The sequence below is a fragment of the Bradyrhizobium sp. CCBAU 53415 genome (assembly GCF_028128735.1).
Lineage (GTDB): Bacteria > Pseudomonadota > Alphaproteobacteria > Rhizobiales > Xanthobacteraceae > Bradyrhizobium.
Genome location: NZ_LBJF01000018.1, coordinates 128638 through 153318 on the forward strand (window position 1 = coordinate 128638; position 24681 = coordinate 153318).

Consider the following 24681-nt stretch of genomic DNA (forward strand, 5'->3'; position numbering starts at 1 on the left):
GACGGTACTACGCGGGTGTGCTCCGCCGCAGGACTGGCACATTGGAATCAGTTACGCATTGCCTCACGCATAAGTTGATAGGAAACTTTACTTGAACCTAGTCTGTCTCAAGAGACGCATACCTATTATCCAGGGAAGGAAGGGCATGCTGAGCAAGATGGACTTGGCTTTATGACACTATACGGCCACTTGTCAGCCGACATCCGCGAAGTCGTGGTCGTTTACGTCGGGGACCTCAGGCCCCGACCTTTCCAAATTCGCTTCCTCTTGCTGATTGATCTCCCTCAAGAGAAATTGGAGACTGGGACCGCCGCTGAACACTGGCGTCTGCTTCAGCAACGGATCGGTATAGTGACGGCGATCTTGGAGCAATCGCCGCCTGACAGTTCGGTCGTCGAATGTTTGGGGTTGATGAGCATCAGCTTCAACGACCAGTGGCGCCTTCCAGTGGAGCTCCCGGACGAGCCGCCGCCCATAGTTTTGGCCGATTTCCAGACTCTGACCAACGATATCGCCTGCGCCGGAAACGCAATCTAAGTTCGACTCGATGGAAGCGCGATCCGCGCGTTCGGCGTCAACGCTCATTTATCCAAATTCGCATTTCGCCTTCGCCGCGGTTAGCCCAACTGAACCACGGAATGAATGTCAGCCGCTGCGGTTCTAGCTGTCCAGGCACTTTGTCGTATTGATAAAGCGCCGCTGCTTCAGAATGCGTGTGTTGCAACCGCGACCCATCGGCCTGCAGCAAAATCTTTCCGTTAAAGAGACCAGTTCCTTCGATAAGGGAAAACGGGGTGTCTGCATGAAGCCAAACGTTGTGTAACTCGGTCCCGTTGTCGGCTTCCTCTAGACAATAAATTAACGGGCCACGCTGGATGGCCACCTTGCCGGCCAAATTGCGAAGTTGTGGATGACCGTATACGCGACGCACTGGCATCGGCAGCGATACTTTGACGCGATCTCCCTGCCGCCATGTTCGGCGAATGTGCAAATAGCCCTTGCGCGGCTCGCAATTGACAGGCTCGCCGTTCAGGCTCGCCTGCGGCGCGCTACACCATTCCGGCAGGCGTAGGGCGAGCGTGTGGGCAATTGGCGGCGCAGATTCGACGGCAATTTCCACCTCGTCTCTCCAGGGATAGCTCCCGCTCATGAGTAAGCGCAACGCATATCCGCCGACGGATATTGTCACCCTATTACCAACGTAGAGGTTTACATAGAGCGCGTCGGTGCAGGGCGTGTAGATGTAATGACCAATCGATGTGAAAAGGCGTGCGATGTTCGGTGGACAGCATGCGCAGCCAAACCAGCGTCGTCGTACCGGCGAGACGTGATTGTAGATGCCATTAGACCTCAGCGTTTTGGGATACACTTCGAGCGGATTAACATAGAAATAGTGACGCCCGTCGAACGCGATACTGCCGAGAACGGTATTGTAGAGCGCGCGCTCCATCACGTCGGCATATCGACCGTCCAGTTCCATCTCCAGCATACGGCGCGCGAACATCATCAGGCCAATCGACGCGCAACTTTCCGCGTACGCGGTATCATTTGGCAAATCGTAATCGCTGCTGAACGCTTCGCCGGCGCTTTGCGAGCCGATGGCTCCGGTAATATAGATCTGGCGCTGGACTATGTTGTGCCATAGCCCTAAGCAAGTTTGGCGTTGCTGCTCGTTCTGGCGAAGACGCGCGAGATGAGCTACTGCCGTCATGAGGTATACAAAACGAACCGCATGACCGGTTGCAATCCGCTGCTCCGAAAGCGGCAAGTGCGCTTGGCTATACGCTTTGTTTTTTATCATCCAAGGCGTGCCGTCGGATTTGGGGACGCAGGATTGCTGGCGCTTCTCGTACTCAATGTCGTAGAAGTGTGGCTCCGTGCCACGTTGCTCCACGAAATAATTGGCTAGCGTAAGATATCGCTGCTCTTTTATCGCTTCGTAGAGGCGTGCCAACGCAAGTTCGATTTCTGGATGGCCATCGTAGCCGTGTAACTGATCGCGCTCCGGACCAAAAACTGTGCCGATGTGGTCAGCAAGCCTGCTAACGACCTCCAGCAATCGCCGTTTTCCTGTCGCCTGAAAGAACGCGACACCCGCTTCAATCAAGTGGCCCGCACAATAAAGTTCGTGGCACTCCGCTAGGTTGGTCCAGCGCTCCTGAGGCGCGTTCAGTATGAAATAAGTGTTGAGATAGCCGTCGCTGCATTGGGCCGCCGCAATCAATTCAATCAACTCATCGGCGGCTTTCTCCAGGTCTGGATTTGGTGCTTGGCATAGCGACCATGCAGCCGCCTCAAGCCATTTTGCGACGTCACTGTCCTGGAAAACCGTGCCATGGAAATCGCCCCTCGCACGTCCGGCGGCAAGGCGGAAATTCTCGACCGCGTGGCTCGGTATCGCCTCGGGATCGCGATCGTTCAGCACCTCCCATTGGTAGGGAATTGCCACTTCCCTGACCAGCTGCTGGCATTTCCCAATCAGCGGATCCGAGACCTGTAGGTTGTGAAGATCGACTTCGGCCACATTCCGATCATTCATCGCGTGCCTCCTTGGAGTGTGGCGAACGGACGCCAAGCCAGGCAAGCCACCTCACCACGGTTGCCTTGCTGGGTTGCGGCCCTGAGATTTGCGGCCGCACAATCGTATTCTCGTTTCGAGCATTCAAACGATAGAAATGGAGAGGTTGCCTTAAGGCGCCGCACTCCCAGACATGCATTGACGCAGTTGCGTTCGAGGAGCAGGACAGCAATTCCCGTGCCGAGAATGAGCAGCGGTTCTTCTGTCAACCAGATCTGCGGCTCCGCGGTAGGAGGCCGATGCGATCGCTGGCCCACCACCGGATTTGCCAGTCGTGCTAAATCCCGCGTCGCCGCAACGCTGGTTGATCCTGCTATACGAGCGGGTCGGCTGTCGCTGGGCCAGATAATGGCCAAGAGTACTCGCCTGTCGCATACACAGCCGGAGGCGCCGCGTCCTTCCGGTGCGGCGAACCATCTGCTATTGATTCTAAGCCCTCGACCTTGCGCGGGAATGTCCGGTTTCCGACAATTCTTTTGATGACACGCAGCAGGTGTCACGGCGCGTGTGGCCCAACCGGATTCAATGAGCCGTTGCTACGCGCGATCTAAGGGAGAAACTGGACTGCTGATCCTAGGCAATCGTCCCGGGGGCGAAGCGTATGCTCAACTTGCCCGACAGGGCGCGCATGCTGGCAATTTGGCAAAGTAAGTTGTCGCGCGTATGCGCTACCAGTGAATATGCGGCGACGGAGCGGCCCGAAGCTGTCTGCACCGACTTGCTCGTCGGCTTCGGCATCATACGGCAGCTACGAGCAACTTCGGAGACAGCAAGATTGAGAACTTGTCCGGTTCCGTCTCCACGAACTCGACCCGACCAAACGCAAGCCCAACACCTCGACGCGGAGGGCTCAATGCTCAGATACTACCACTGCGGCCTCATTCGACAGTCACCGATTTTGCGAGATTGCGCGGCTGATCCACGTCCGTGCCCCTTACGAGGGCGGTATGGTAAGCCAAGAGCTGAACCGGAATGGCATAGACCATCGGCGCAAAGCTTGCGACCATCTCCGGCAGCACAAGGGTCATGAGTGTGTCCACCGTCGCTTCCAAAGCACCCTTCGCATCCGTGATCAGGATGATCTTGCCGCCCCGAGCGGCAACTTCTTGCATGTTCGAGACGGTCTTCTCGAAGACCTCGTCGTAAGGCGCGATCACCACCACAGGCACGGTATCATCTATCAGTGCAATCGGTCCGTGCTTGAGCTCGCCGGCGGCATAACCTTCTGCGAGGATATAAGAAATTTCCTTCAGCTTGAGTGCGCCCTCCAACGCCAGAGGGGCCGATGTGCCCCGACCGAGATAGAGCACGCCCCTCGAGTCGGCGATATAACGCGCGAGCTTCTCGATCTGCGGCTCGATCAACAGCGCCGCAGCAATCAACCGCGGTACTTCGATAAGCTCACACACGAGCTTCGATTCATCGATCTCAGACAGCCTACCGCGCTCTTTGCCTGCTGCGACGGCCAGCGCCGCCAATACCATCAGCTGGCACATGAATGCCTTTGTGGAGGCGACGCCGATTTCTGGCCCCGCCAGTGTCGGCAGAACGGATTCACTCTCGCGCGCAATCGTCGAGGTCGGGACGTTGACCACAGATATCGTGTGCACGCCCTGGCTCTTGGCGTATCGCAACGCAGCCAGTGTGTCAGCGGTTTCGCCCGACTGCGAGATGACGATGGCGAGATCATCCCGGCGCAGAGGCGCCTCCCGATAGCGGAACTCGGACGCTACATCGATCTCGACAGGCAAGCGCGCCAGCCGCTCGAACCAGTATTTGGCGATGTGCCCGGCATAGCTCGCCGTGCCGCACGCAGTAATTGAGATGCGCTGAATGGATTTAAAGTCGAACGGCAATGTGAGCGGCAGGGCGACGCGCTTGGCCGCCATGTCGAGATAATGCGCCAATGTCTTGCCGGCTACTAACGGCTGCTCGTAGATTTCCTTGACCATGAAGTGGCGATAATTCGCTTTGTCGACAAGGAGTGACGATACGCCAGATTTCGATGTTTCCCGCTGCACGACGGAGCCGTCCGCGCTATAAATCACACACGTCGTGCGCGTAAGCACGGCCCAGTCGCCGTCTTCAAGATAGGTAATGGTGTCGGTCAAAGGTGCGAGCGCGATCGCATCCGATCCTAGATACATTTCACCGTTACCATGTCCGATCGCAAGGGGCGACCCCTTGCGCGCACCGATCAAAAGATCGTCGTGGGCCTTGAAAAGGAATGCCAGCGCGAAAGCACCGCGCAGCCGCGGCAGCGACGCTTGTACCGCATCCTGCGGCGAGTAGCCATTCTTGAGATAAGATTCGACGAGATGTGCCACCACCTCGGTGTCCGTCTCTGAGTCAAAAAGGGCTCCATTCCGCTCCAGCTCGGCCCGCAGCTCGCTGAAATTCTCAATGATCCCGTTATGAACGACCGCTACATTTTCCGTCGCATGCGGATGAGCGTTTCGCTCGGTCGGCTTTCCATGAGTAGCCCAGCGGGTGTGACCAATACCGGTACGACCCGACGGCGGATAATAGCGCAGCCGCTCCTCAAGGTTTCTCAGCTTACCTTCAGCGCGTCGCCGCTCGATACGGGGACCTTCGAGAGTCGCGAGGCCTGCGGAGTCGTAGCCACGATATTCCAATCGCTTGAGCGATGCGACCAACTGCCCAACGACCGGACCACGCCCCAAGATGCCGACAATTCCACACATATCGATCAATGCTGCCCAAGTTCAAGAAGCCCGACGTTCCCCTCGCGGGAACCCCGTTATTAAATTCGCTTGCCCGATGATAACAGTGTCAAGTTCGGGATTTGTCGCGGCCGCCTGTATCGCCGCCGCGTTCACAAGCGTGAGTTAGATCTCTTTTCAGCCATCATCGCTTCGCCAGGCTACATTTCCCCTTTGGCTGCCCATCGAGTCCAAACTGGGATGCGGCTGCAAATAGCCTGACCGGTTTGAGGAGAGCCAGAATGCAGGCGCGCTTAAACGGTGGTGCGACATCCAATTCCGACACAAACAGACTTGCTCGGTTGCGACGATAGCTGTCGTCGTCGCATAACGCCGCTGCGAGGACATATCCGCAAGTCGTCTAGCTCCATAGATTAAGGACATTCCAACCAGATCGGCGGCCAATTATCCAACGATAGACATCTTGTTTGGCTCATCATCACTGTGAGCCATTTCACGATTGCCACTCAACTTCCCAAGGAAGTGACAGCGGAGCCAGCGAACCGCGCGACGCTTGAGTGGCAGTAACTGAGCCCTTGCGTGTCACTCATTGACTCTTCGAGAGGCTCACGTTCCGTGTCAGCTGCGCTCCATTGGGCAGATAGGAAACCTGCCCAGGCTTCTACATGGTCTTGTGCCGATATATTTGCGCAGCCGCTCTAGCGTGAATTGTCCTGCATTACTGCAAATATTTTGCTGGCGCGGGTTTAAGAGGCTCATCATACTCGGACCGAGGCAAGTTACGCTCGTCGAAACTAAACAATTGGCAGCGAAGCTCTACTGTACGAACGTAAACTTTCGATATCGAAACGTTCGAGCATCTATACCAATGTTTGCTATTCTTTCTCATTTTGCCTTGCGTCGACCGTCTGCTGCCTGCCGCGAGCTGGATATTGACGACGGCGCTGATCACGGTCGATGAGCCGACCGCCAAGACCGGGTGTTCTGTCCGGAAGTTAATAGTACGGGCGCTTTGTAGACTGCGAATTGACGCGCAGGCTTGACTGTGTGCTGGCTTGCATCCGTCATCCGGCAAGTGCATTGACGACTGCGGATCAGCTCGCCGCTCTCCCAAGCCATGACGAGACCACGCGAATGCCTACGTATGCCTGAGGATAGATAGGGAACACAGACCCTCTGCTTATATCCCATTGGAGATGACGCCATGGACAAGCGCCCCCGCGCTAGCGACAGCGATTGCATCCATCTCGCCTACTTAGGATCATCGCGGATATCAACCAGGATGCGAGCGTTAGTCGGCTTTCATGTTTTGAACATCAATGTGTTGGCACCCTCCAGTCCAATTTAAATCAATGTATATAGTGTGCATTCCTACATAATGTGTATGACTGACGCTAACGATCGCTTTCCTCCAATTGCCGGTGGAGCGGGCTTGCGCATCTAGATTTCTCGAGAAACGGCTTCGCGATAGCGTTTTACAGAGCGTTCTTTCCGGCGCAACTAAGAGAGACCATGGCGGCTCAGGACTCAAATCGGCGCGTTGCGCTGATCACCGGCGTCACCGGACAGGACGGCGCTTATCTCGCCGAGTATTTGCTCGGTCTCGGCTACACGGTGCACGGGATCAAGCGCCGGTCGTCCTCGTTCAACACCGCGCGCGTCGATCATCTCTACCAGGATCCGCATGCCGGCAACGTGCCGTTCCTGATGCACTATGGCGACATGACGGATTCGACCAATCTGATTCGGCTGGTGCAGGAGATTCGGCCGACCGAGATCTATAACCTGGCCGCCCAGAGCCACGTCCAGGTCAGTTTCGAGAGCCCGGAATACACCGCCAACGCCGACGCAATCGGCGTGCTGCGCCTTTTGGAAGCGATCCGCATCCTCGGCAGGGAAAAGGAGACGCGGTTCTACCAGGCCTCGACCTCGGAGCTTTACGGGCTCGTGCAAGAGGTGCCGCAGAAGGAAACCACGCCATTCTATCCGCGCTCGCCCTATGGCGTCGCCAAGCTTTATGGCTACTGGATCACCGTGAACTACCGTGAGGCCTATGGCATGTTCGCCAGCAACGGCATCCTGTTCAACCATGAGAGCCCGACCCGCGGCGAGACCTTCGTGACGCGCAAGATCACCCGTGCCGTCGCCCGCATAGAGGTCGGCCTCGAGAACACACTCTATCTCGGCAATCTCGACGCCAAGCGCGACTGGGGCCATGCCCGCGACTATGTCGAGGGCATGCACAGGATCCTGCAGGTCGACGAGCCCGGCGACTTCGTACTCGCGACCGGCGAGACGCGGTCGGTCCGCGAGTTCGTCGAGCTGGCATTCGCCGAGGTCGGGCGCAGCGTCGAATGGCGCGGCAAGGGCGTCGAGGAGATCGGCGTGGACAAGGCGTCCGGCAAGACCCTGGTGCAGATCGACCCGACCTATTTCCGTCCGACCGAGGTTGATCTCCTGATCGGCGACGCCAGCAAGGCGCGCGTGAAGCTCGGCTGGGCTCCGAAGACGCCATTCTCGCAACTGGTGAAGGAAATGGTCGCCAGCGATCTCGTCGAAGCCAGGCAGGGCGCGGCCAATGGCAAGCACGGCGTTTGAACTGAAGGGCAAGACGGTTTTCGTTGCGGGCCATCGCGGCATGGTCGGCGCGGCGCTGCTGCGCCGGCTGGCACGCGAACAGGCCGATCTCTTGACGGTGTCGCGCAGCGAGCTCGACCTGCGTGACCAGGCAGCGGTGAATGCCTGGTTTGCCGCGAAGCGGCCGCAAGCCGTGTTCCTCGCCGCCGCCAAGGTTGGCGGCATTGTCGCTAACAACACGCTGCGCGCCGAATTTCTCCACGACAATCTGGCGATATCGAGCAACGTGATCCAGTCGGCGCATGCCAATGGATGCGAGAAGCTGATGTTTTTCGGCTCCTCCTGCATCTATCCGCGCCTGGCGCCGCAGCCGCTGCGAGAGGATTCGATCTTGACCGGCCCGCTGGAGCCGACCAACGAACCCTATGCCATCGCCAAGATCGCCGGCATCAAGATGGCCCAGGCCTATCGCAGCCAGTACGGCGCCGATTTCATCAGCGTGATGCCGACCAATCTCTACGGCCCCGGCGACAATTATCACCCCGAATACAGCCACGTCATCGCCGCGCTGATCCGCCGCTTCCACGAGGCCAAGATTTCGGGCGGCGGCAACGTCGTGGTGTGGGGCACCGGCACGCCGCGGCGCGAATTTCTCTACGTCGACGATCTCGCCGACGCCTGCATCCATCTGATGAAGACCTATTCCTCGCCGGAATTGGTCAATATTGGTACCGGCGAGGACATCAGCATCGCCGAGTTAGCACTCATGGTGGCGGCCGCCGTCGGTTTTCGCGGTGAGATCAGCTTCGACGCGTCGCGCCCGGACGGCACGCCGCGCAAGCTGCTCGACGTCGGGCGGCTGGCCGGGCTCGGCTGGCGCGCCACGACCTCGCTCGAGGACGGGATTCAGCTGGCATACCGGGCGTATCGCGCCGACAGCGATGGACGGCACTCGAGTGATCTGCCTGTTTCCGATAACGGGCCGATCCTATGTATCAATCGGCGGTGAACGTCCAGCCTAGCTGACCTCACGTAACAATCAATTTTGCTTCCCAGTTGACAAGCGTTCGTTGTCAACAACCGCGCTCAGTTTGACGCCAAGGACCCGAGTGACGCGGTGTATCCTACTACGACACGGCCAACGGAGTTTCAGGAAAAAGAGAATGGCCATGATCGAGACCTGCTGCCATCAAGTTCAGAGCTCATCGATTCTAAGTCGCTAAACGCCGACCGGTGGACTATCATTAGCCGGAAGCGTGCTGGTGTCCCTTTCCTCTCGACCAACGGCTTAGTGATGATCTGTCATCGTCCTCGCCAGCAGCGTAACGATGCACGTGAGCTCACCTAGACTAATATCCCGAACGACAAGGGAAAGCCAAACATGTGTGCGACGAGCCCGATGCCGGTGAGCCGACGAGTATACCCGCGTAGCCGGCTGTCGTGGATGACCGCGATCGCAACGCCTGCTGGCATCACTTTCTGTTGCCGGCGCGGCGACGCAGTACGGGTGCAACATTTGAAATACCCAATCCAATAAGCAGTAACCCCGCCATAGCAATCAACGCAACGGGACGACCACGACAGCCGAGAAGCCTGTCACGATGGGCAGAGTCACGAGCATCAATGTGGCACGGTCGCCGATTCGCAGCCACCACGGCATCCAGCCGAGACGCCCTGCGCTCGTTACGATTAAGAAGAGCATACAGATCAATGCCCCGTGTGTCTCCGCGAGAAGTCTCTTTCAACGAGAAGCAAAGCGCTCCAGTCGAGCATTGCACCTTCAACAAGAAAGGTGCTGGACGCGAGCACAGCTATTAGCAACACACTGCGATGGGGCAAAAACAAACAATGGTCCCTGCCGTCTCGAGCCCGTCGCGAGCAACCCCGGCCCGCTCGACACAATCGCGATCGTCATTAAACCGAACAGGCCAACGTCGAAAAACGCAAGCCAAGCTGTACCGAGAGGAACGAGGTCACGGCGGCAGATCCGGTGAATTCCCCAATGCTGTACTGGGCGTGGAAGCGGGACATCAATGGACTGCCGGTGGCGCGCTCCAATTCGATCGAATGAATGTTCATGGCAGCGCGGGCGTCAGATAGTGGCGTCGATAATATTCGACAAGCGAGATTTGGACGCCTTCCCAGCGGACATGCCAATCCTGCATCGCCCGCAGCAACTCTACGGGCGCCGGCGGCTGGCGAATCATGGATTCGCCATACGCAAAGAGATCCGGGCGGCTCAATGCGCGACGCCTACCGACCGTTTTCGCCATCAGCCAAAGATTTTTGGCCAATCCCCGTCCCCGAAGAATAGCGGATATTTCAGTCGAGGAAAGCAACCCCTTGCGCCAGACAGCAAACAAAGCAGCTAGCAGCTTCAAGGAGCTTTGGGTATCCATGCTGCCTTTAGCTGGGGGACGAAATCGGACAACGACTATCGGAACACATCTTACCGGCGCTTCCGGATTCCCTTCAATCCGGCTTCAGACATCCCGACCGAACCGAAGGTCCAGGGCAGACGCTGGCTCAGCGAGCATGAATTCGTTCAGCTTTATAGCTGGCTCGCATGCCCGGCAGTCCTGTCCATCCTTCCTATCCGCGCGCCGTGCAGCTCATCATGCTGACCGGCCAGCGCGTCGAGGAGATCGCGCGCCTGCACATCGATCAGTGGGACGCGGCCGAGCGGATCATCGACTGCAGCCGCACGCAGTCCCGGTCCCATTGCTCGCAGCCGAGCCCATCGAGTCGATCAGGCCGAATGAATTCGGCTGGTACTTTCCTTCGGCGAAAGATCCGTCCAAGCCGGTCAGCCACGGCACACTCTACAGTTTCGCCTAGCGGCAGCGCCACCGCGGCGTCATCCCCTACGCGACCAACCGCGACTTGCGGCGGACATTCAAGATGCTCGCGGGCAAGGCGGACGTGTCGAAAGAAATTCGAGACCGCCTCCAGAACCACGCGCTGCAGGACGTCAGCTCCAAGAATTATGATCGCTGGAACCACATGCCAGAGAAGCGCGCCGGGATGGTGTGCTGGGATAAGTGCGTTCGTACGCTTCTGAAAAAGAAGAAGACCACCGCCAGTGCGATGAAAGAAGCTGCATGAAGCCGGGGGCTGTCTTCGCTGCCGCCGTCGCGCTTGACCGATGCGCGAATAAAGCGCATGGCCGAAGCATACTAGCTGCCAGATTGGCGAATGACGAGGAGGAGCGCCGCGAGGGCACTGGCTCTGAGCCGTTGTTTCAAAGCATCGCGGAGCAGCTCAATGCAGCAGGTATCGAATAACTGGATCGATCTGTCGAAGATTGAGGCTGAGCGAGCGCTGTTCGTCCGATATAACCGGTCGCTGACGAACTACTCTGCGCGCGCTGAAGAAGGAGCGCGGCCGCGACCATCTACTGAAACAAGAGTTAGGAATGGACAAGGTCGTCTGTATTGAGGTCGGCGTTCCAGGACGGCGGGCTGCCGAGCTTTTGGAGTGAGCCCAGCGAGCGTAAGCCGCTGACGAACGCGCGAGCGGGAGCAAGGTGCCAAAGGCCCAAGGCGGCGATCGTAAATCGCATCGGATCAATGCCCATCGGGCGACGATCATGACTGTGCTCGAGACCTCGCCCCGATATCACCATTGAGGAACTGCGGGACAGCTTGAGCAAACAAGGCCTATTGCTCGGCAATGGCACGATCCGCCGCTTCTTCGAGCGTCACAAGATCACGCGTAAAAAAAGACTCCCATGCCGCAGAGCAAGACCGTCCGGACGTTTTGAAGGGCCACGAGGCTTGGCGCGCGAGTCAGGACAAGGTCGACCGGGATCGTCTGTCTTCATTTATGAGACCTGGGCATCGACCAACATGGCGCGAGCACATGTTCGCTGCAGGCGCGGCGAACGCCTGCGGGTCAGCATCTCTCTCGGCCACTGGAAAACGACAACCTGTAGCCGCTCTCGCCACACATGGCATCATCGGTCCTTGGGTGCTCGATGGCCCCATCAACCGCGACGCCTTTGAGTGTCAATCGACACGGGAATGGGACCCCCATCGGCGTCCAAAAGGGCCCCTTGATCCGCGTGCTCTGCTGGTAGCGCTCGCGTCGTCGGAACTGGTCGGGGTTGCGGAGACGGCGCGAGCGCGGATGGCAAGACGATCGCCTAGGGGGATTGGATAATCGACGTCGTTGGTGGCTTCAGCGTGATTGGGTTGAAGTTGGGATCATGGTCCTTATATAGACGCCGCAGGCGCGCCGTGACTTTGTCGTCGAGCGGGTCTTTGCCATTGGCAACCAGGCCCAGAGCAGCTTGGCCTCCATGCGTGCAAGGTCTGGTGTCCAAGGGCACGGTCAGGACCGATGGTGACGAAGCGGTGCCGACCGAACGCTGGGTACTTGAGAACGTATGTCGCTTTGTCGCGTTGACGTTTACGGAGGGAAACGGCACGCCTTGATCATCCGTATGTAGCGATACCGGATACGGTTGATGACGAAGACCAAAGGCATGTCTAAAGCCTGGACGTATACGCGTCGTACGATGCTGTTGGGCAGTAGCTTCTTGGGTAGCGCGTTGTTCGGGGGAGTTACGGTGTCTACACCCAATCGGCCGCAGCGCAAGGTTGCCATGGTGTTGAAGGCGGCCAACTCTCCCTTCGTCGTTGGATGCACACAAGAGGGCATTACCTCGTTGCGTTATCGTAACGATGCGTATGACACGGATTATGTCCTGCCTGGAGCCGTGCTGGGGACGGCTCACGCTAGAGTTCGGCGTGCCGGATCCGAGTGGCATACGCTTCGAACCGGCGTTGATGCAACGAAGCCGATGCATAGCGCGGCCCTTGAACTAACAGCCCGCGATGCCGGCGTCCTTCTCACGACCCGCCTCGCAGTCGACGAGGCTGGATTGACGTGGGAGATCATGCTGCGGAACGACGGCATGGCGAGCGTGGAGGTTGGCGACCTCTATTTGCCCATGCCGATGAACACCGAATTTCCGGCAGGGCAACCGGCATCGGTGGCTGTTTTGAAGCACAGCTTCGTCTCGGGGCATGGATCGCACATCTTCTGGATTCGCGGCAACAGCACCGGTCCCTTCCTCATGCTCTTACCGGAAGCGGACACGTCACTGGAATATTGGGATGTCCACAAGGAATCGGCCGAAGCCAGTGGGACGTGGTGCGCATACATCTTGGGCGGGGCGGCCGCCGGCGAGGCAGTGGCGGGCGGGACTCGCTGGCGACAGCCGACCCATTCCCTGTCCCTGTCGCCGGCCGAGCAACGGCGTTACCGTCTCCGCTTCCAGTGGGTCGCCGATTACGAGGCGGCGCGCAGGGCTATCGCGGACGCCGGTCTGGTGGACGTGGAAGTAATGCCGGGCATGACGGTTCCCAACGACCTGCATGTCGACATCGCGCTCGCGTCCTCCATTCCGGTGGAGCGAATCGAAGCGGAATTTACCGGCGACACGGTGGTGCAACGCTTGCCGGATCGGGCTGGCAGGCGACTGTGGCGGGTTCGCTTTTCGCGATTGGGCGAGAACCGGCTGACCCTGCACCAGCCGGGTGCGCGCCAGACCTTTCTTGAATTCTTCGCTACCGAGCCCGTCGAGACGATGATGAAGAAGCGCGCCACCTTCATCGTGAAGCGGCAGCATCGTGACCCGTCCAAATGGTACGACGGTTTGTTTGGCGAGTGGAATATGGAGACGCAGGTCCTGCTTGGCCCGGACAATTATGACCGGATCAAGGGCTGGCGCATCTACGAGGTGACGTGCGACGATCCCGGGCTGAGCAAGCCCGCTTACCTCGCGACCAAGAATGCAGAGCATCCTGATGTGGCGGAAGTAGCGGCGCTGGATCGGTACATAGATACGTTCGTCTGGGGCGGGCTGCAACGTACCACACAGGAGGCATACGCCTACGGCCTCTACGGCATACCCGATTGGAAGCAGAACAGGGAAAGCAGCGATCCCGGCCCAAAGGGCAGCCTGCATATCTGGCGGCCTTATGACTATCCGCACATCTTTGCGATGTATTTGGCCATGCACCGCATCGCGCGTGACCATCCCGCGATACCCACCCGCCAGAGCGCACGGGATTATTTGGTACGCGCCTACGGTACGGCGCTGGCCATGTTCACGGTGCCGATGCGCGTGGTGATGTGGTCTGCCTACCGCACCGGCTTCTACAACGAATGTGTGATCCCCGAACTGGTTTCGGCGCTTACGACTGCGGGCTTGACGCGCGAGGCAGCGACCTTAGAGGCGCACTGGGCGCGTAAGGTGCGCGCCTTCGTCGATCCAAAGGCGGACCTGTTCAAGTCGGAATATCCGTTCGATTCCACAGCCTTCGAATCAACGCAGGCACTGGCGCGCTCGGCCCTTGACGACCCTGTCGCCATGGGGGTTTCGAAGGCGGCAGCGCGTGCCTTCGCGGAGCGTCAGATCGCTGCAAATCTGTTCTGCCGTGGCTGGCTGGAACCTGCCTATTACTACCTGGGCAGCGATTATCGCCGCACTGCGGGCGACGCCTATACGCTGACTTACATGGCGCAGATGGGTGGCTGGGCGCTGCTTGATCATGCGCTGAACGATGCAGACGACCCGCATCCGCTCCTTCGTCTCGGCTATGCGTCACAACTCAGCGCGTGGGCTTTGCTGAACAGCGGCCCTGCGTCGGCCGGTCATGGCTATTGGTATCCGGGCGAGGAGAATGACGGCGCGGCCGGTGGCGGCTTCGAGCCAGCGCCGAGCGGGACCACATGGCTAGGTCAGCCGCATCACCGTGGAACGTGGTATTACTCGTGCGAGATCGACCTGGGATTTTGTGGAGCGGTCCGCGCTGCTGCGACGATCGTTGCCGACGATCCCATCTTTGGGCAGGTTTGTCACGGTGGCATCATGGAGACGTTCGCTCACACCCTGCGTATCTGGCCACGTGATGGCGTGCGGCGACGGCTCAACGTGCGGCTCCAGTCTCTCCGATTGGACTTGGTGCTGCTCGACGCCCGATTCCGGGCGGATCGACCGATCATTCTGAATTTGGGGGAGGGGTGGATCAGCCTTACGCCTGAGCCCTTTGCCCCATCTGCATCGGGAGTGACGTTCGAATTGCGGTACGATGACGTGAGAAAGCGCAAGGAAGTCTTCGACATCACGGACAGCCAGATCGTCGTCCGCTTGCCTGCATCGCGCCTACCGCGGGTTCAGGTTCGCTAGATGTTTAGTCCTGGGCTTTGATGGTGCATCCTTATCGCACGATTCGAAGGAAGCGCAATGGGACAATTTTACACGGCTGCGCCACCACGACGGAGGCGGTCCGTCGAGCAATACAAAACAGTCAAGAGAGCTTAAGAGCGCTGGCTAAGCGCCACGGGATCAATCCCATAAGCGCTACGGGATCAATCCCAAGACGGTCGCCAAGTGGAAAAGGCGCGGCTCCGTCAGTGATCTGAAGACAGGACCCAAGGAGCCTAAGTCCACCTCTCCATCAGTGGAGGACGAAGCCATCATCGTGGCCTTTCGCAAGCATACGCTGTTGCCGCTCGACGACTGTCTCTACGCTCTTCAGGCCACGATCCCGCATTTGACCCGCTCATCGCTTCATCGATGTCTTCAGCGCCACAGAGCGCCGCTGGCGGCTCGTCAGCTTTTGGACAGCTGGTCCCCGTAAAACCTCGCTGAGGTTAGCGGAGCGTGGCAGGGACAGCGCTTCCCCCAGGGTCGAGCTGGGGGCTTTGAGCGCCGAGTCTAGTTTCTGCTGACTTCGATTGGTAGTGCGGGCGTGGCAGCGACAGTGGTCTGATCCAACGCAACCGAACAGCGCCGAGTCGCGCCCGCGTTGCTTGAGGATGACCGTTCGGAAGTTAGCGGCGCGTGGCAGGTGCAGCGCTTCGCACTTCTGACGCCGAGTCACCTTGCCGGATAACGGCAGCCGCAAGGCTGTTGGCGGGCGGGTGCAGGCTCCACCAGCCGTAAGGCGTTGTACTTCCTCCGTACAGCATGGAATGAGTATGCGTAAAACACTCGCGGTCACTGTCATGGCCGCAGCCTTCACAGCAGGGGCTTATGCCTCTCACCGAAACGGCAACTCCGCAGTTGCTCCGTCTTACGTCCCTTACGGCGATACCCTGGCCGGGCCTATTCCTGAGCAACCTGCGCCGCGGCTTTCCGCGCGGCGGGTGAATGGCCTTGCGGGGGTCGCGGCAGGATATGCCAGTCGGACATCCGTTCGGTGGCCAACCAGCGTGTACACCGCCTACTACGGTGCGCCAGCCGCGCTTGGCGCAGGCGGCGGCCCGCTCGACGTGGAATTCGCTGTCTACAGACCACTAGTCGGGTGCGACGCTAAGCGCTTCTTGCAGGCTACTAGGCGCATTGTGATCGAAGCGCTGAAGTTGCCTGGCTGGCAAGTGATCAACGTCAACGGTGGTTGCCCAAGGGTCGATACCGCTGGTCACAACCAGTATGAGAATACTTGGTTCACGCTCCAGTTCGAACGGGCCGACCTCGTCAAGACCGTCGATCCGGGCCGCGCAGATTGGATTCGCCTCGCCTGTGCTATTGGAGGCTTTGAGACCGTTCTCGAAGAGGACAACGTCTGCCAGGCGAGACAGTCGCAGCCGCTGGGCGCGGGACTCGGGGACGATCCGCAGCGTAAAAGGCATCCACCCCACGGTGGAGTAAAGCCGGTCGCATTGCAGGGAAATCTTTGCCGATCTTGCACCTGAGCGTCTCGAAGTCCGAAAATCTCGAAAGAGGCTGCTCAGAAAGCGCGTCCATTTTTGAACAGATCGCTTCGACATCAGACCGCCAAACTGAAGATGTCTTCTGCCGGTATGTGGCTTGGCCTGCGGACATAGTCCGTGAATGCCCGGATTCCTGTTGCTACTTCGCTCCTAGGCACGGCTTTCTCGCTGAGTGATGCCAGCTTAGACTAGAATGCGGACCTGTGGAAATGCGTGCGCGTACAGTCGGTCAACAATTCGGTGGCCGACACGACTGCTGCATCAGCGCTCAGGTCCAGGGCGCGCGCGCATTCGATGCCAGGTGCCCGCCGGCATCGTTCAACCGCTTATATCCGCAGTTCGCCGAGACCGTCGCTCTGACCAAATCGGACTGTGCGTGGTAAGGAACAAGTACAGCAGGCAGAGATCGATCAGTATTGCCGCCGCCATCACGCTATAAGCCCAGGCGCTCTGCACTAGATCGAGCTCGATCAGCACCCGTGACAAACCGAAGCCCACGATCCACGCATCAAAGCTCATACAGATGCGTCGGAATATCTCCGGATCAAGCCGGCGAATGACGTGGGACCCAAGCGGGATGCCAAGCATGACACTGGGTACAAAAACATAGAGCAAGCTGCCGCTTTCGGAAATGAACAAGCCGAGCTGATAATAGACGAAGGCGGTCACGCTTGATTCCGCCACGCGAACCAGCGCTAGGCCGGCGCGAAATTCGTGTTTGACCAAGCCCTGGTTGTTAAACAGCATCGCTAAGGGAGGGCCGGAGATAGTCGTCACTGAATAGAGGATGCCCAGCATCCACCCGAATGGCAGGCCGATCAGCCAGCTTGCTTCGATAGGGCGGCGCCAACCCGCAGCTTGCAGCAGGATCAGGGGCAGAATGATCGTGTAGGTGGCAAATTTGATCCAGCCCGGCTGGAGCGAGGTCAACGCATAGCCGCCGAGCGCAATGCCCGGCAAGAGTCCAAGCAAAATAGGAAGCACTCGTCTCCAAACCACCCGCACGCCCTTCAGATTGATGAGGAGGACGTAAACGTTGACGAAGACCTCGATGATGACAATGGCGGGGTTGAGAATGCGATTGGTGTAGAAAACCAGCGCAAGGGGTACAGTGAGCGACGAAAAGCCGTAGCCGATGGCTCCATTTACAAAGGCCGCAAAACACGTCGTTGCGGCCAGAAACCACATAGCAGCATCAAACTCAGGCATTTCCTTAACTTTCCCACTCCGGAGGGCATCGGGTCACGCGTCGGGGAAACAGCGCGGCCATTGGTCATCAGGATTGCGCCAGATGCTGATCATTCGCTTAGCAGCTCCGCCCGCCTTCACAATGGCATTAGCCTTCGTGGGCGTTCAGCAGTTTCTCTTGTTCTCGACTTCGGTCGTACAACAGAAGCTGTGCTGCACTTCCCAGCACCCGACTACGATCACTCAGCCAATACGTGTCAGTCTGTTTTTCGGTTTGTCGATCAATGGTCCTCGTGTCGAAAGCCGTAATTGCGTCGGTCATGGATTCTTGGTCTCCTGACGACCCGTTCGCACGGAATTGAACTCGCGTCGAATCCGAAGCGGTCCAGCGCCATCTTTTTCAGCTAGCATTGCAACGCGGTCAGACGGAAGCAAACAATTCTCCTTCAAGAGCCCTTGGGATAAATGGCAACGCACCTTTTATCCGGCGAGCACCAATTCTCTTCCCCGGCAAGGTCGCGCTTGGGCGTTCCGCTGCCGTGAAGGTGCGGTGCAATTCACCTTAGCGGAGCAGCCGCGGATCACCGACGTGTTCTTCCGAGCACCTGATGGTCGCCAAACTCGGCACCACGAGCGTGAAGATCTCGATGCGTAACGGAGCGTGAAGCGGTCGCAGGCTCCTTCGCTCACCACACTGAGCGAACCTGGATTGAATTTATCGTCATTGCTTGGCGAGCTGGGCATCAGCAGCGCCGGTGAGGTCGAGCTCGGTGGCGATCTTCGCGCGGCCGGAGCTCGCATCGGCACGGTGATCGGACGCGATCGCGACATAGACCGCCGGCAGCACGAAGAGCGTGAACAGCGTGCCGACAGACATGCCAGCGACGAGCACGAGCCCGATCGAGAAGCGGCTCGCGGCCCCCGCTCCCGTTGCAGTCAACAAGGGTATGAAGCCCGTGACCATTGCCGCCGTAGTCATCAAGATTGGACGCAGTCGGACGCGCGCCGCCATCTCTATAGCCGAGCGACGGTCAAGTCTCTCCTTGAGCTGCAGCTCATTGGCGAACTCAACCATCAGGATGCCGTGCTTGGAAATCAACCCGACCAGCGTCAACAGTCCGACCTGGGTGTAGATGTTCATAGTCGCCCAGCCAAAGAATGGCGGGATCAAGGCGCCGACGATTGCCATCGGCACGCTGATCATGATGATGAGGGGATCGCGCAGACTTTCGAACTGCGCCGCAAGCACCAAGAAGATGATGATGATTGCAAATGCAAAGGTAATCGCCAGTTGGTTACCCTCGTGCACATATTGGCGGGCGTCGGCGAGAAAGTCGTGGCTGAAACCTGCGGGCAGTTTGTTTGCCTCGGCTTCGAGGAAGTCCACAGCCTGACCGATCGTGACGCCGGGCATCGGCACGGCCTGAAAGGTCGCGCAGTTGAGCTGATTGTAGTGGGTGAGCGCGTTCGGATCGGTCGCAGTCTCGATGGAGACTACAGTAGACAGCGGGAGCATCGAGCCCGCCGCAGTCTTCACATAATAGCTCCCGATTGCTTGCGGCGCCAAGCGTTGCTCACGTGGCACCTGCGGGATCACCTGGTAGGAGCGGCCCTGCAAATTGAAGCGATTGACGTAGTTTCCGCCAAGTAAGGTGGCGAGGGCGTTACCGATGGTCTGCATCGTGATGCCAAGCTCATTGGCCTTAGATCGATCAACCTTAATTCGTACCACCGGCTGGTTGAACTCAAGGTCGGAGTCGCTCACCATGAACAGACCGCTCTTGCGCGCGGCATCCTTCAGCTTCGACATCTGCTCGTAGACGGATTGGAAGCCGAGCGTCGAATTGATCACCATCTGTACTGGTAGGCCGCCAGAGCCGCCCGGAAGCGGCGGCAAGCTAAAGGCAAACGCGTTAATGCCTTCGATCTTCGACAGCTCGGCTTGGACAAGGGACTTTAGCGCGGTCGATGATCGCTTGCGCTCGTTCCATGGCTTGAGCAACATGCCGGCCATGCCACTCTGCTGGCCGCTAACGCCATTGAGCACGAAACTCAAATCCGTCTCGGAAAACTTCTGGAAGGCTTTCTCAAGCTTGGTACCGTAATAGTCGAGGTAGTCGATATTGGCGTATTTCGGCGCCTTGATTAGAGCGAATACGATACCTTGATCCTCCTCGGGTGCGAGTTCCTTGGAAGTATGCATATAGAGAAAGCCGACGAGGCCCAACATGGTCAGCGCAAACAGCCCGGTAGTCGGACGATAGTCGAGCGAGCGGTCGAGCTTGCGGCCGTACCATCGTGTCATGGCGCCGAACCCGCGGTTCACAAATCTTGCGACCCGCCCCTCCTCAGCGCGCTTCAGGAAGAGCGAGCACATCATAGGCGACAACGTCAAAGCGATCACGCCCGACACGATCACCGCTCCCGCTAGCGTAAACGCGAACTCGCGGAACAGCGCGCCGGTGAGGCCGCCGAGAAATCCGATTGGGGCATATACCGCAGCCAAGGTAATCGTCATGGAGACAACGGGGCCGACGATCTCTCTCGCGCCCCTCGTAGCAGCTTGTAGAGGCGACGCACCTTCTTCTAAATGACGATGAATATTCTCCACCACCACGATCGCGTCGTCGACCACGAGACCGATCGCGAGAACCATGGCAAGAAGGGTCAGGAGATTGAATGAAAACCCCAGCGCCAGCATCATGCTGCAGACACCAACGAGCGACAACGGAATAGTGACTACAGGAATGATGACCGACCGCAGCGAGGCCAGAAATAGGAAGATCACCACCACCACGACAACCACGGCCTCAATGAGCGTCTTCTCCACCTCATCGATCGATGATTGGATGAATTTGGTGGAATCGTAGGCCACTTTCATCTTCAGTGATGGCGGCAGGTTACGCTCCATGCCTGGAAACAGCGCCCGAACGCCTCGCACTATGTTTAGCGGATTGCCTTGCGGGCTCGCCTGAACGCCGATAAAGACCGCGTGCTCGCCGTTCATGGCGACGCTGACGTCCGTGGTCTGCGCGGCAAGCTCGACTACGGCAATGTCCTCCATGCGCACAAAGCCGCCGTCATTGGCTTTGACGATCATGCGCTTGAAGTCATCAACACTCCGCAGATCCGTGTTTGCGGTGACATCGGAGATAGTGAAATTGCCCTTGGTCTGGCCAGCCGCGGCCTGGAAGTTGTTAGCGGCGATTGCAGCCGAAACTTCAGCCGGCGACACGCCGTGCCCTGCCATTTTCGCAGGATCGAGCCATAGCCGCATCGCAAAACTCTGGCCGCCCAGGATGTCTGCCGCTGCTACTCCATCGACGGTTGACATAACGGGTTGCACGACGCGCGAGAGGTAGTCGGAGATCGCGCTGGCCGTCAACTCCTCGCTGGAGAAGGCGATATACATGACAGCGGTGGTCTGACCGGTCGACTTAGTGACGACCGGATCGTTTGATTCCTTTGGGATTAAATATTTGACCGAGTTGACCCTGGAGAGCACCTCGGTGAGCGCCTCGTTGGGATCGAAATTCAGCTTGATGTAGACTTGGATCGTCGAGGTACCGAGCACCGATGAGGAACTGATGTAGTCGACGCCCTCGGCGGAAGCGACTGCCTGCTCCAGGGGAGTGGTGATGAACCCCTGGATCATGTCGGCGGAGGCGCCAGGATAGGAAGTCGTGATATTGACGACCGTATTAGATAGCTTGGGATATTGCCGGATCGGCAGTACGGTGGCCGCGCGAAAGCCGATCAGCAAGATCAGGAGACTGACGACGATAGACAATACCGGACGTTTGATGAAAAGCTCGGTAAATGCCATCTCGACTCGCATTTCCAGAGGGGGATGCAAATACGCCAGCAACTTGCGCTGCAGCAACGATCATCAATGCGGCGACTGCACTAAAGGCCGTAGCATGAGGGAAGCGTTATCGGCTACTCTAAGGGCTCACACGTTGCTGAGGATAGTTGCCAAATCCTCCCCTTCTGCATCTTCGTCGCTTGAATGAAGCTTTGTTGCGCTGTTCTGATCACTCATCCCGATCTGGAATAGCGGGTACCTTCTTAAAACAAAGCCCTCTAGTCTTTTTGCATGCAACCGGTCAAAGGTCAGACTCAAGATGTTCGTCCTCACACCTGATTGGAACGCAACGACTTCTAGCAAGGTGTCACTTCATGCTTCGCGACGACCCGTCGCTCGAATGATCCAGGTTCGACATCGAAAGTACAAACGACCTAACGCGTGCTCAACTCTACAAAGGTAAGTGAGCAATATAGAATGGGCTGCAAAACACTATACCAAGGTTTGTCGAAACCGTTGCTGGCCGCAGCCCCGCGAAACTTGTAACGTTGCCAGACGCAAAGTTCTTGGTCCCACAATAATCCGCAAGCTCCCCTAGCACCGCTAACTCGCTGAACAACGTCGGCTCGGAGTTCGCCCTTGCTACAGGTCGACACGTCCGTCGGAAAAGTTGGCTTGAGCACTTCTTGCAGCTCAATATGCTGCGTACAGTGAGGCTACGCAGTGCGCTACGGAATTGGCAATGCTAGTATTACGTTGTCGATCAGACGGGTCGAGCCAACGTAGGCTGCTGCACAAAGCGCTGCGGGGCGTCGCAGCGGACTGTCGGCGGTGTTGAGCGTGTCACCGTCCACCAGTTCAAGATACTGCAGTCGGTCAACTGCCTCCAAATGCCCCTTGGCGATCGCAATTAGCTTTTCTACGTTGCGCTCTCCTGAGTGAAATTCATCGAGCGCGGCGGATAGTCCACGATTGATCGCAAGGGCCCGCTGACGTTCTTCCTTGCTGAGATACCGGTTGCGACTGCTCATCGCGAGCCCATCTTGTTCGCGAACGGTCGGTACGGTGACGATCTCGATCGGGAGATTGAGATCAACCGCCATGCGACGCACGACAGCGCATTGCTGAAAATCCTTCTGGCCAAAAAACACCACGTCGGGCTGCACCATGTTCAACAACTTGCATACGACAGTCGCGACACCGCGAAAATGTCCAGGCCTGAAGGCTCCGCACAGAGATTTGGCGAGGTCGCCCGGTTCAATGAAGGTCTCGAAATGGCTCGGATAGACTTCCTGTGCATCCGGCGCAAAGAGGATCGCAACACCGGCGTCGCGGCACAGTCCCTCATCGCGCGAGAAGTCGCGCGGGTAGGTGCTGAGATCCTCGTTTGGTCCGAACTGAGTGGGGTTGACGAAGATGCTGACGACGGTGACGTCGCATTGCGCCTGGCTCGCCGTGATCAGCGCCAGGTGGCCGTCGTGGAGATAGCCCATTGTCGGCACGAATCCGACCCGTTGATCGGCACTGCGGGCTTTTGCGAGACTGCGGCGAAGCTCAGCGACCGTCGTGATTGTTTGCATGTCGAGCTCTACATCAGGTTGGCTTGGACGGCGCCCAGTTGGTAATTGCCTCGCCGACGCCCTCAGGAAGTCGATAGGACTCTTGCGGGCCCGGGAATGCGCCACTGCGGACATCCGCGGCCCAGCGCGAAAGCGCATCATGCAACTGCTGGAAGCCTTCTGCATAGACGCGAACGAATTTGGGGCGGCGACTTTCGGTCAGGCCCAGCACGTCGTGAAACACGAGCACCTGCCCTGAACAGTCCGCGCCGGCGCCGATTCCGATCGTCGGTATTGTCAATGAATCGGTTGCTCGAGCAGCAAGCTCGGCCGGAATGCCTTCCAACACCAAAGCGAAACAGCCGGCCTCCTGCAGACGATGAGCATCATCGAGCAACCGCAGCGCTTCATCCGCTTTCCGGCCCTGCACCTTGAAGCCGCCCATGACATTGACGCTCTGGGGCATAAGACCCAGATGACCCATCACGGGAATCTCGCAATCGACAAGGGCACGTACCATCTCGATACGCTTGCCGCCGCCCTCGAGTTTCACCGCGGCTGCGCCTCGCTGCAGGAATCCGCCGGCATTGCGTATGGTTTCCTCGGCGCTGAGGTGGAAGCTAAGAAACGGCATATCGGCAATGAGCAAAGCACGAGGCTTGCTGCGTGCAACGGCCTCCAGATGATGGTTCATCATCGCCACGCTCACAGGCAGCGTGTTTTCAAATCCAAGGCAAACGTTACCGACACTGTCACCGACGAGAATGATATCGACGGAACGATCCGCGATACGCGCCGCAACCGCGTCGTAGGCAGTGGTCATGACGAGACGCCGGCCGTCCTCCTTCCACCGCTGCAGCATGGGAATGGTGATGCGCTCGACCGGCTGCTCCGAAACGTGGCTCATTTGGATCCCATCGCGTCGACGACCTCAGTTCGATTCTGCTGAGCGAAGTGGCAAGGCTTTGATGTCACCCAACTCGCCCACTATTTCGAAGCCATAGCGACCCGCAGCGTCCGAAGTGACCGAGTATGTCAGGCGATCAGTAATCAGGTTGCTGCGATCGAAAGTGAGACTCTTCGGCCTCAACTCAACAATTCGCTGCTCGTCCAAGAGGGACGAACTGCAAACAATGAGTTGGTCACCGACTTGGCAGGTCCGCGCAGCGGCGCCATTGAGGACACAGCAACGTGAACCGCGTTCGCCGAGAATGACACGAGTCGAGATTCGTGCCCCGGAGTTCTTGTTCCAGATCTTCACGAATTCCATCGGTAGAATGCCCGCCTCGTCACAGTGATCTGGATCGAGATAATGAAAATTGGCCTCCGTGACATGGATGCCGTGCAGCTTAGCAGCGAGTACTTTTCTCATTTAAATACCGTTGTGCCTTTGCGCACCCAGTACGTCCTAGGGAGCGTGGAAGAAAATTGTCAACCGGGGAAGAAAAAAAGAAATCGACGCCTCGAAAGCGGCCCGCCGACGGACGAAATTCCTTTTGGTTGCGCAATCACCAGACGAAGACTTTCGCGGCTGCTGGGTTGGGCCATGCGGACGTGGCCAAT

General features: G+C 58.3%; 13 protein-coding genes and 2 pseudogenes. 6 read left to right on the forward strand and 9 right to left on the reverse strand.

Going from position 1 to position 24681, the window contains the following annotated elements:
• Window positions 1–192 precede the first annotated feature (192 nt).
• The 3 genes from XH87_RS11165 to glmS all read right to left on the reverse strand — a co-directional run bounded on the left by XH87_RS11165 (window position 193) and on the right by glmS (window position 5283).
• Entirely contained in the window at window positions 193–585 is a 393-nt protein-coding gene (locus tag XH87_RS11165) for a hypothetical protein (RefSeq protein WP_271587307.1), read from the reverse strand.
• A complete protein-coding gene (locus XH87_RS11170; RefSeq protein ID WP_271587308.1) occupies window positions 575–2539 on the reverse strand; it encodes a glycoside hydrolase family 127 protein in 1965 nt (654 codons plus the stop codon). Before XH87_RS11170 ends, XH87_RS11165 begins: the two co-directional genes overlap by 11 nt.
• 917 nt (window positions 2540–3456) lie before the next feature.
• Complete coding sequence (gene glmS, locus XH87_RS11175) at window positions 3457–5283, reverse strand: glutamine--fructose-6-phosphate transaminase (isomerizing) (RefSeq protein WP_271587309.1); 1827 nt, start codon at window positions 5281–5283, stop codon at window positions 3457–3459.
• A 1491-nt stretch (window positions 5284–6774) separates the two neighbouring features.
• On the opposite strand from glmS, the gene gmd reads away from it, so the two are divergent.
• On the forward strand, window positions 6775–7860 hold the full coding sequence (gene gmd / locus XH87_RS11180) for a GDP-mannose 4,6-dehydratase (RefSeq protein ID WP_271587310.1): 1086 nt from the start codon (window positions 6775–6777) through the stop codon (window positions 7858–7860).
• Complete coding sequence (locus XH87_RS11185) at window positions 7841–8848, forward strand: GDP-L-fucose synthase family protein (RefSeq protein WP_271587311.1); 1008 nt, start codon at window positions 7841–7843, stop codon at window positions 8846–8848. Before gmd ends, XH87_RS11185 begins: the two co-directional genes overlap by 20 nt.
• Before the next feature lie 1066 nt (window positions 8849–9914).
• On the opposite strand, the gene XH87_RS11190 is transcribed toward XH87_RS11185, so the two are convergent.
• Window positions 9915–10238 carry a hypothetical protein gene (locus XH87_RS11190; protein ID WP_271587369.1) on the reverse strand — a complete coding sequence of 108 codons (324 nt, stop codon included), beginning with the start codon at window positions 10236–10238 and terminating at the stop codon, window positions 9915–9917.
• Between XH87_RS11190 and XH87_RS11195 the strand changes: the two are divergent.
• From XH87_RS11195 to XH87_RS11215, 4 genes and pseudogenes are all read left to right on the forward strand, one after another.
• Window positions 10233–10944 (forward strand): annotated as a pseudogene (locus XH87_RS11195) (site-specific integrase); the annotation flags it as partial. The gene XH87_RS11190 and the pseudogene XH87_RS11195 overlap by 6 nt on opposite strands.
• Window positions 10945–12307: 1363 nt before the next feature.
• A complete protein-coding gene (locus tag XH87_RS11205) occupies window positions 12308–15037 on the forward strand; it encodes a DUF5695 domain-containing protein (RefSeq protein ID WP_271587312.1) in 2730 nt (909 codons plus the stop codon).
• Between the two features lie 20 nt (window positions 15038–15057).
• Window positions 15058–15443, forward strand: a pseudogene (locus XH87_RS11210) (hypothetical protein); the annotation flags it as partial.
• Window positions 15444–16197: 754 nt separating this feature from the next.
• Window positions 16198–16548 (forward strand): hypothetical protein, encoded by a 351-nt coding sequence (locus XH87_RS11215; protein ID WP_271587313.1) that lies wholly within the window; start codon window positions 16198–16200, stop codon window positions 16546–16548.
• Window positions 16549–16884: 336 nt separating this feature from the next.
• Here XH87_RS11215 and XH87_RS11220 read toward each other — a convergent pair whose 3' ends face one another.
• The 5 genes from XH87_RS11220 to XH87_RS11240 form a co-directional block, all read right to left on the reverse strand.
• The gene (locus XH87_RS11220) at window positions 16885–17775 is read right to left on the reverse strand and encodes a sulfite exporter TauE/SafE family protein (protein WP_271587314.1); all 891 of its coding nucleotides are present in this window, start codon (window positions 17773–17775) and stop codon (window positions 16885–16887) included.
• A gap of 700 nt (window positions 17776–18475) precedes the next feature.
• Window positions 18476–21580, reverse strand: coding sequence for an efflux RND transporter permease subunit (locus XH87_RS11225; RefSeq protein WP_271587364.1), 3105 nt, complete (start codon window positions 21578–21580; stop codon window positions 18476–18478).
• A 707-nt stretch (window positions 21581–22287) separates the two neighbouring features.
• Window positions 22288–23139, reverse strand: a complete 852-nt coding sequence (panC, locus tag XH87_RS11230) for a pantoate--beta-alanine ligase (protein ID WP_271587315.1) — start codon at window positions 23137–23139, stop codon at window positions 22288–22290.
• 13 nt (window positions 23140–23152) lie between these two features.
• Window positions 23153–24025, reverse strand: a complete 873-nt coding sequence (gene panB / locus XH87_RS11235) for a 3-methyl-2-oxobutanoate hydroxymethyltransferase (protein WP_271587316.1) — start codon at window positions 24023–24025, stop codon at window positions 23153–23155.
• Window positions 24026–24049: 24 nt separating this feature from the next.
• Window positions 24050–24490 (reverse strand): aspartate 1-decarboxylase, encoded by a 441-nt coding sequence (locus XH87_RS11240; protein WP_271587317.1) that lies wholly within the window; start codon window positions 24488–24490, stop codon window positions 24050–24052.
• Between the last annotated feature and the right edge of the window lie 191 nt (window positions 24491–24681).

Coding starts and splice junctions, on each gene's coding strand:
- XH87_RS11165 (WP_271587307.1), bottom strand. CDS start 585: ATGAGCGTTGACGCCGAACGCGCGGATCGCGCTTCCATCGAGTCGAAC.
- XH87_RS11170 (WP_271587308.1), bottom strand. CDS start 2,539: ATGAATGATCGGAATGTGGCCGAAGTCGATCTTCACAACCTACAGGTC.
- glmS (WP_271587309.1), bottom strand. CDS start 5,283: ATGTGTGGAATTGTCGGCATCTTGGGGCGTGGTCCGGTCGTTGGGCAG.
- gmd (WP_271587310.1), top strand. CDS start 6,775: ATGGCGGCTCAGGACTCAAATCGGCGCGTTGCGCTGATCACCGGCGTC.
- XH87_RS11185 (WP_271587311.1), top strand. CDS start 7,841: ATGGCAAGCACGGCGTTTGAACTGAAGGGCAAGACGGTTTTCGTTGCG.
- XH87_RS11190 (WP_271587369.1), bottom strand. CDS start 10,238: ATGGATACCCAAAGCTCCTTGAAGCTGCTAGCTGCTTTGTTTGCTGTC.
- XH87_RS11205 (WP_271587312.1), top strand. CDS start 12,308: ATGACGAAGACCAAAGGCATGTCTAAAGCCTGGACGTATACGCGTCGT.
- XH87_RS11220 (WP_271587314.1), bottom strand. CDS start 17,775: ATGCCTGAGTTTGATGCTGCTATGTGGTTTCTGGCCGCAACGACGTGT.
- XH87_RS11225 (WP_271587364.1), bottom strand. CDS start 21,580: ATGGCATTTACCGAGCTTTTCATCAAACGTCCGGTATTGTCTATCGTC.
- panC (WP_271587315.1), bottom strand. CDS start 23,139: ATGCAAACAATCACGACGGTCGCTGAGCTTCGCCGCAGTCTCGCAAAA.
- panB (WP_271587316.1), bottom strand. CDS start 24,025: ATGAGCCACGTTTCGGAGCAGCCGGTCGAGCGCATCACCATTCCCATG.
- XH87_RS11240 (WP_271587317.1), bottom strand. CDS start 24,490: ATGAGAAAAGTACTCGCTGCTAAGCTGCACGGCATCCATGTCACGGAG.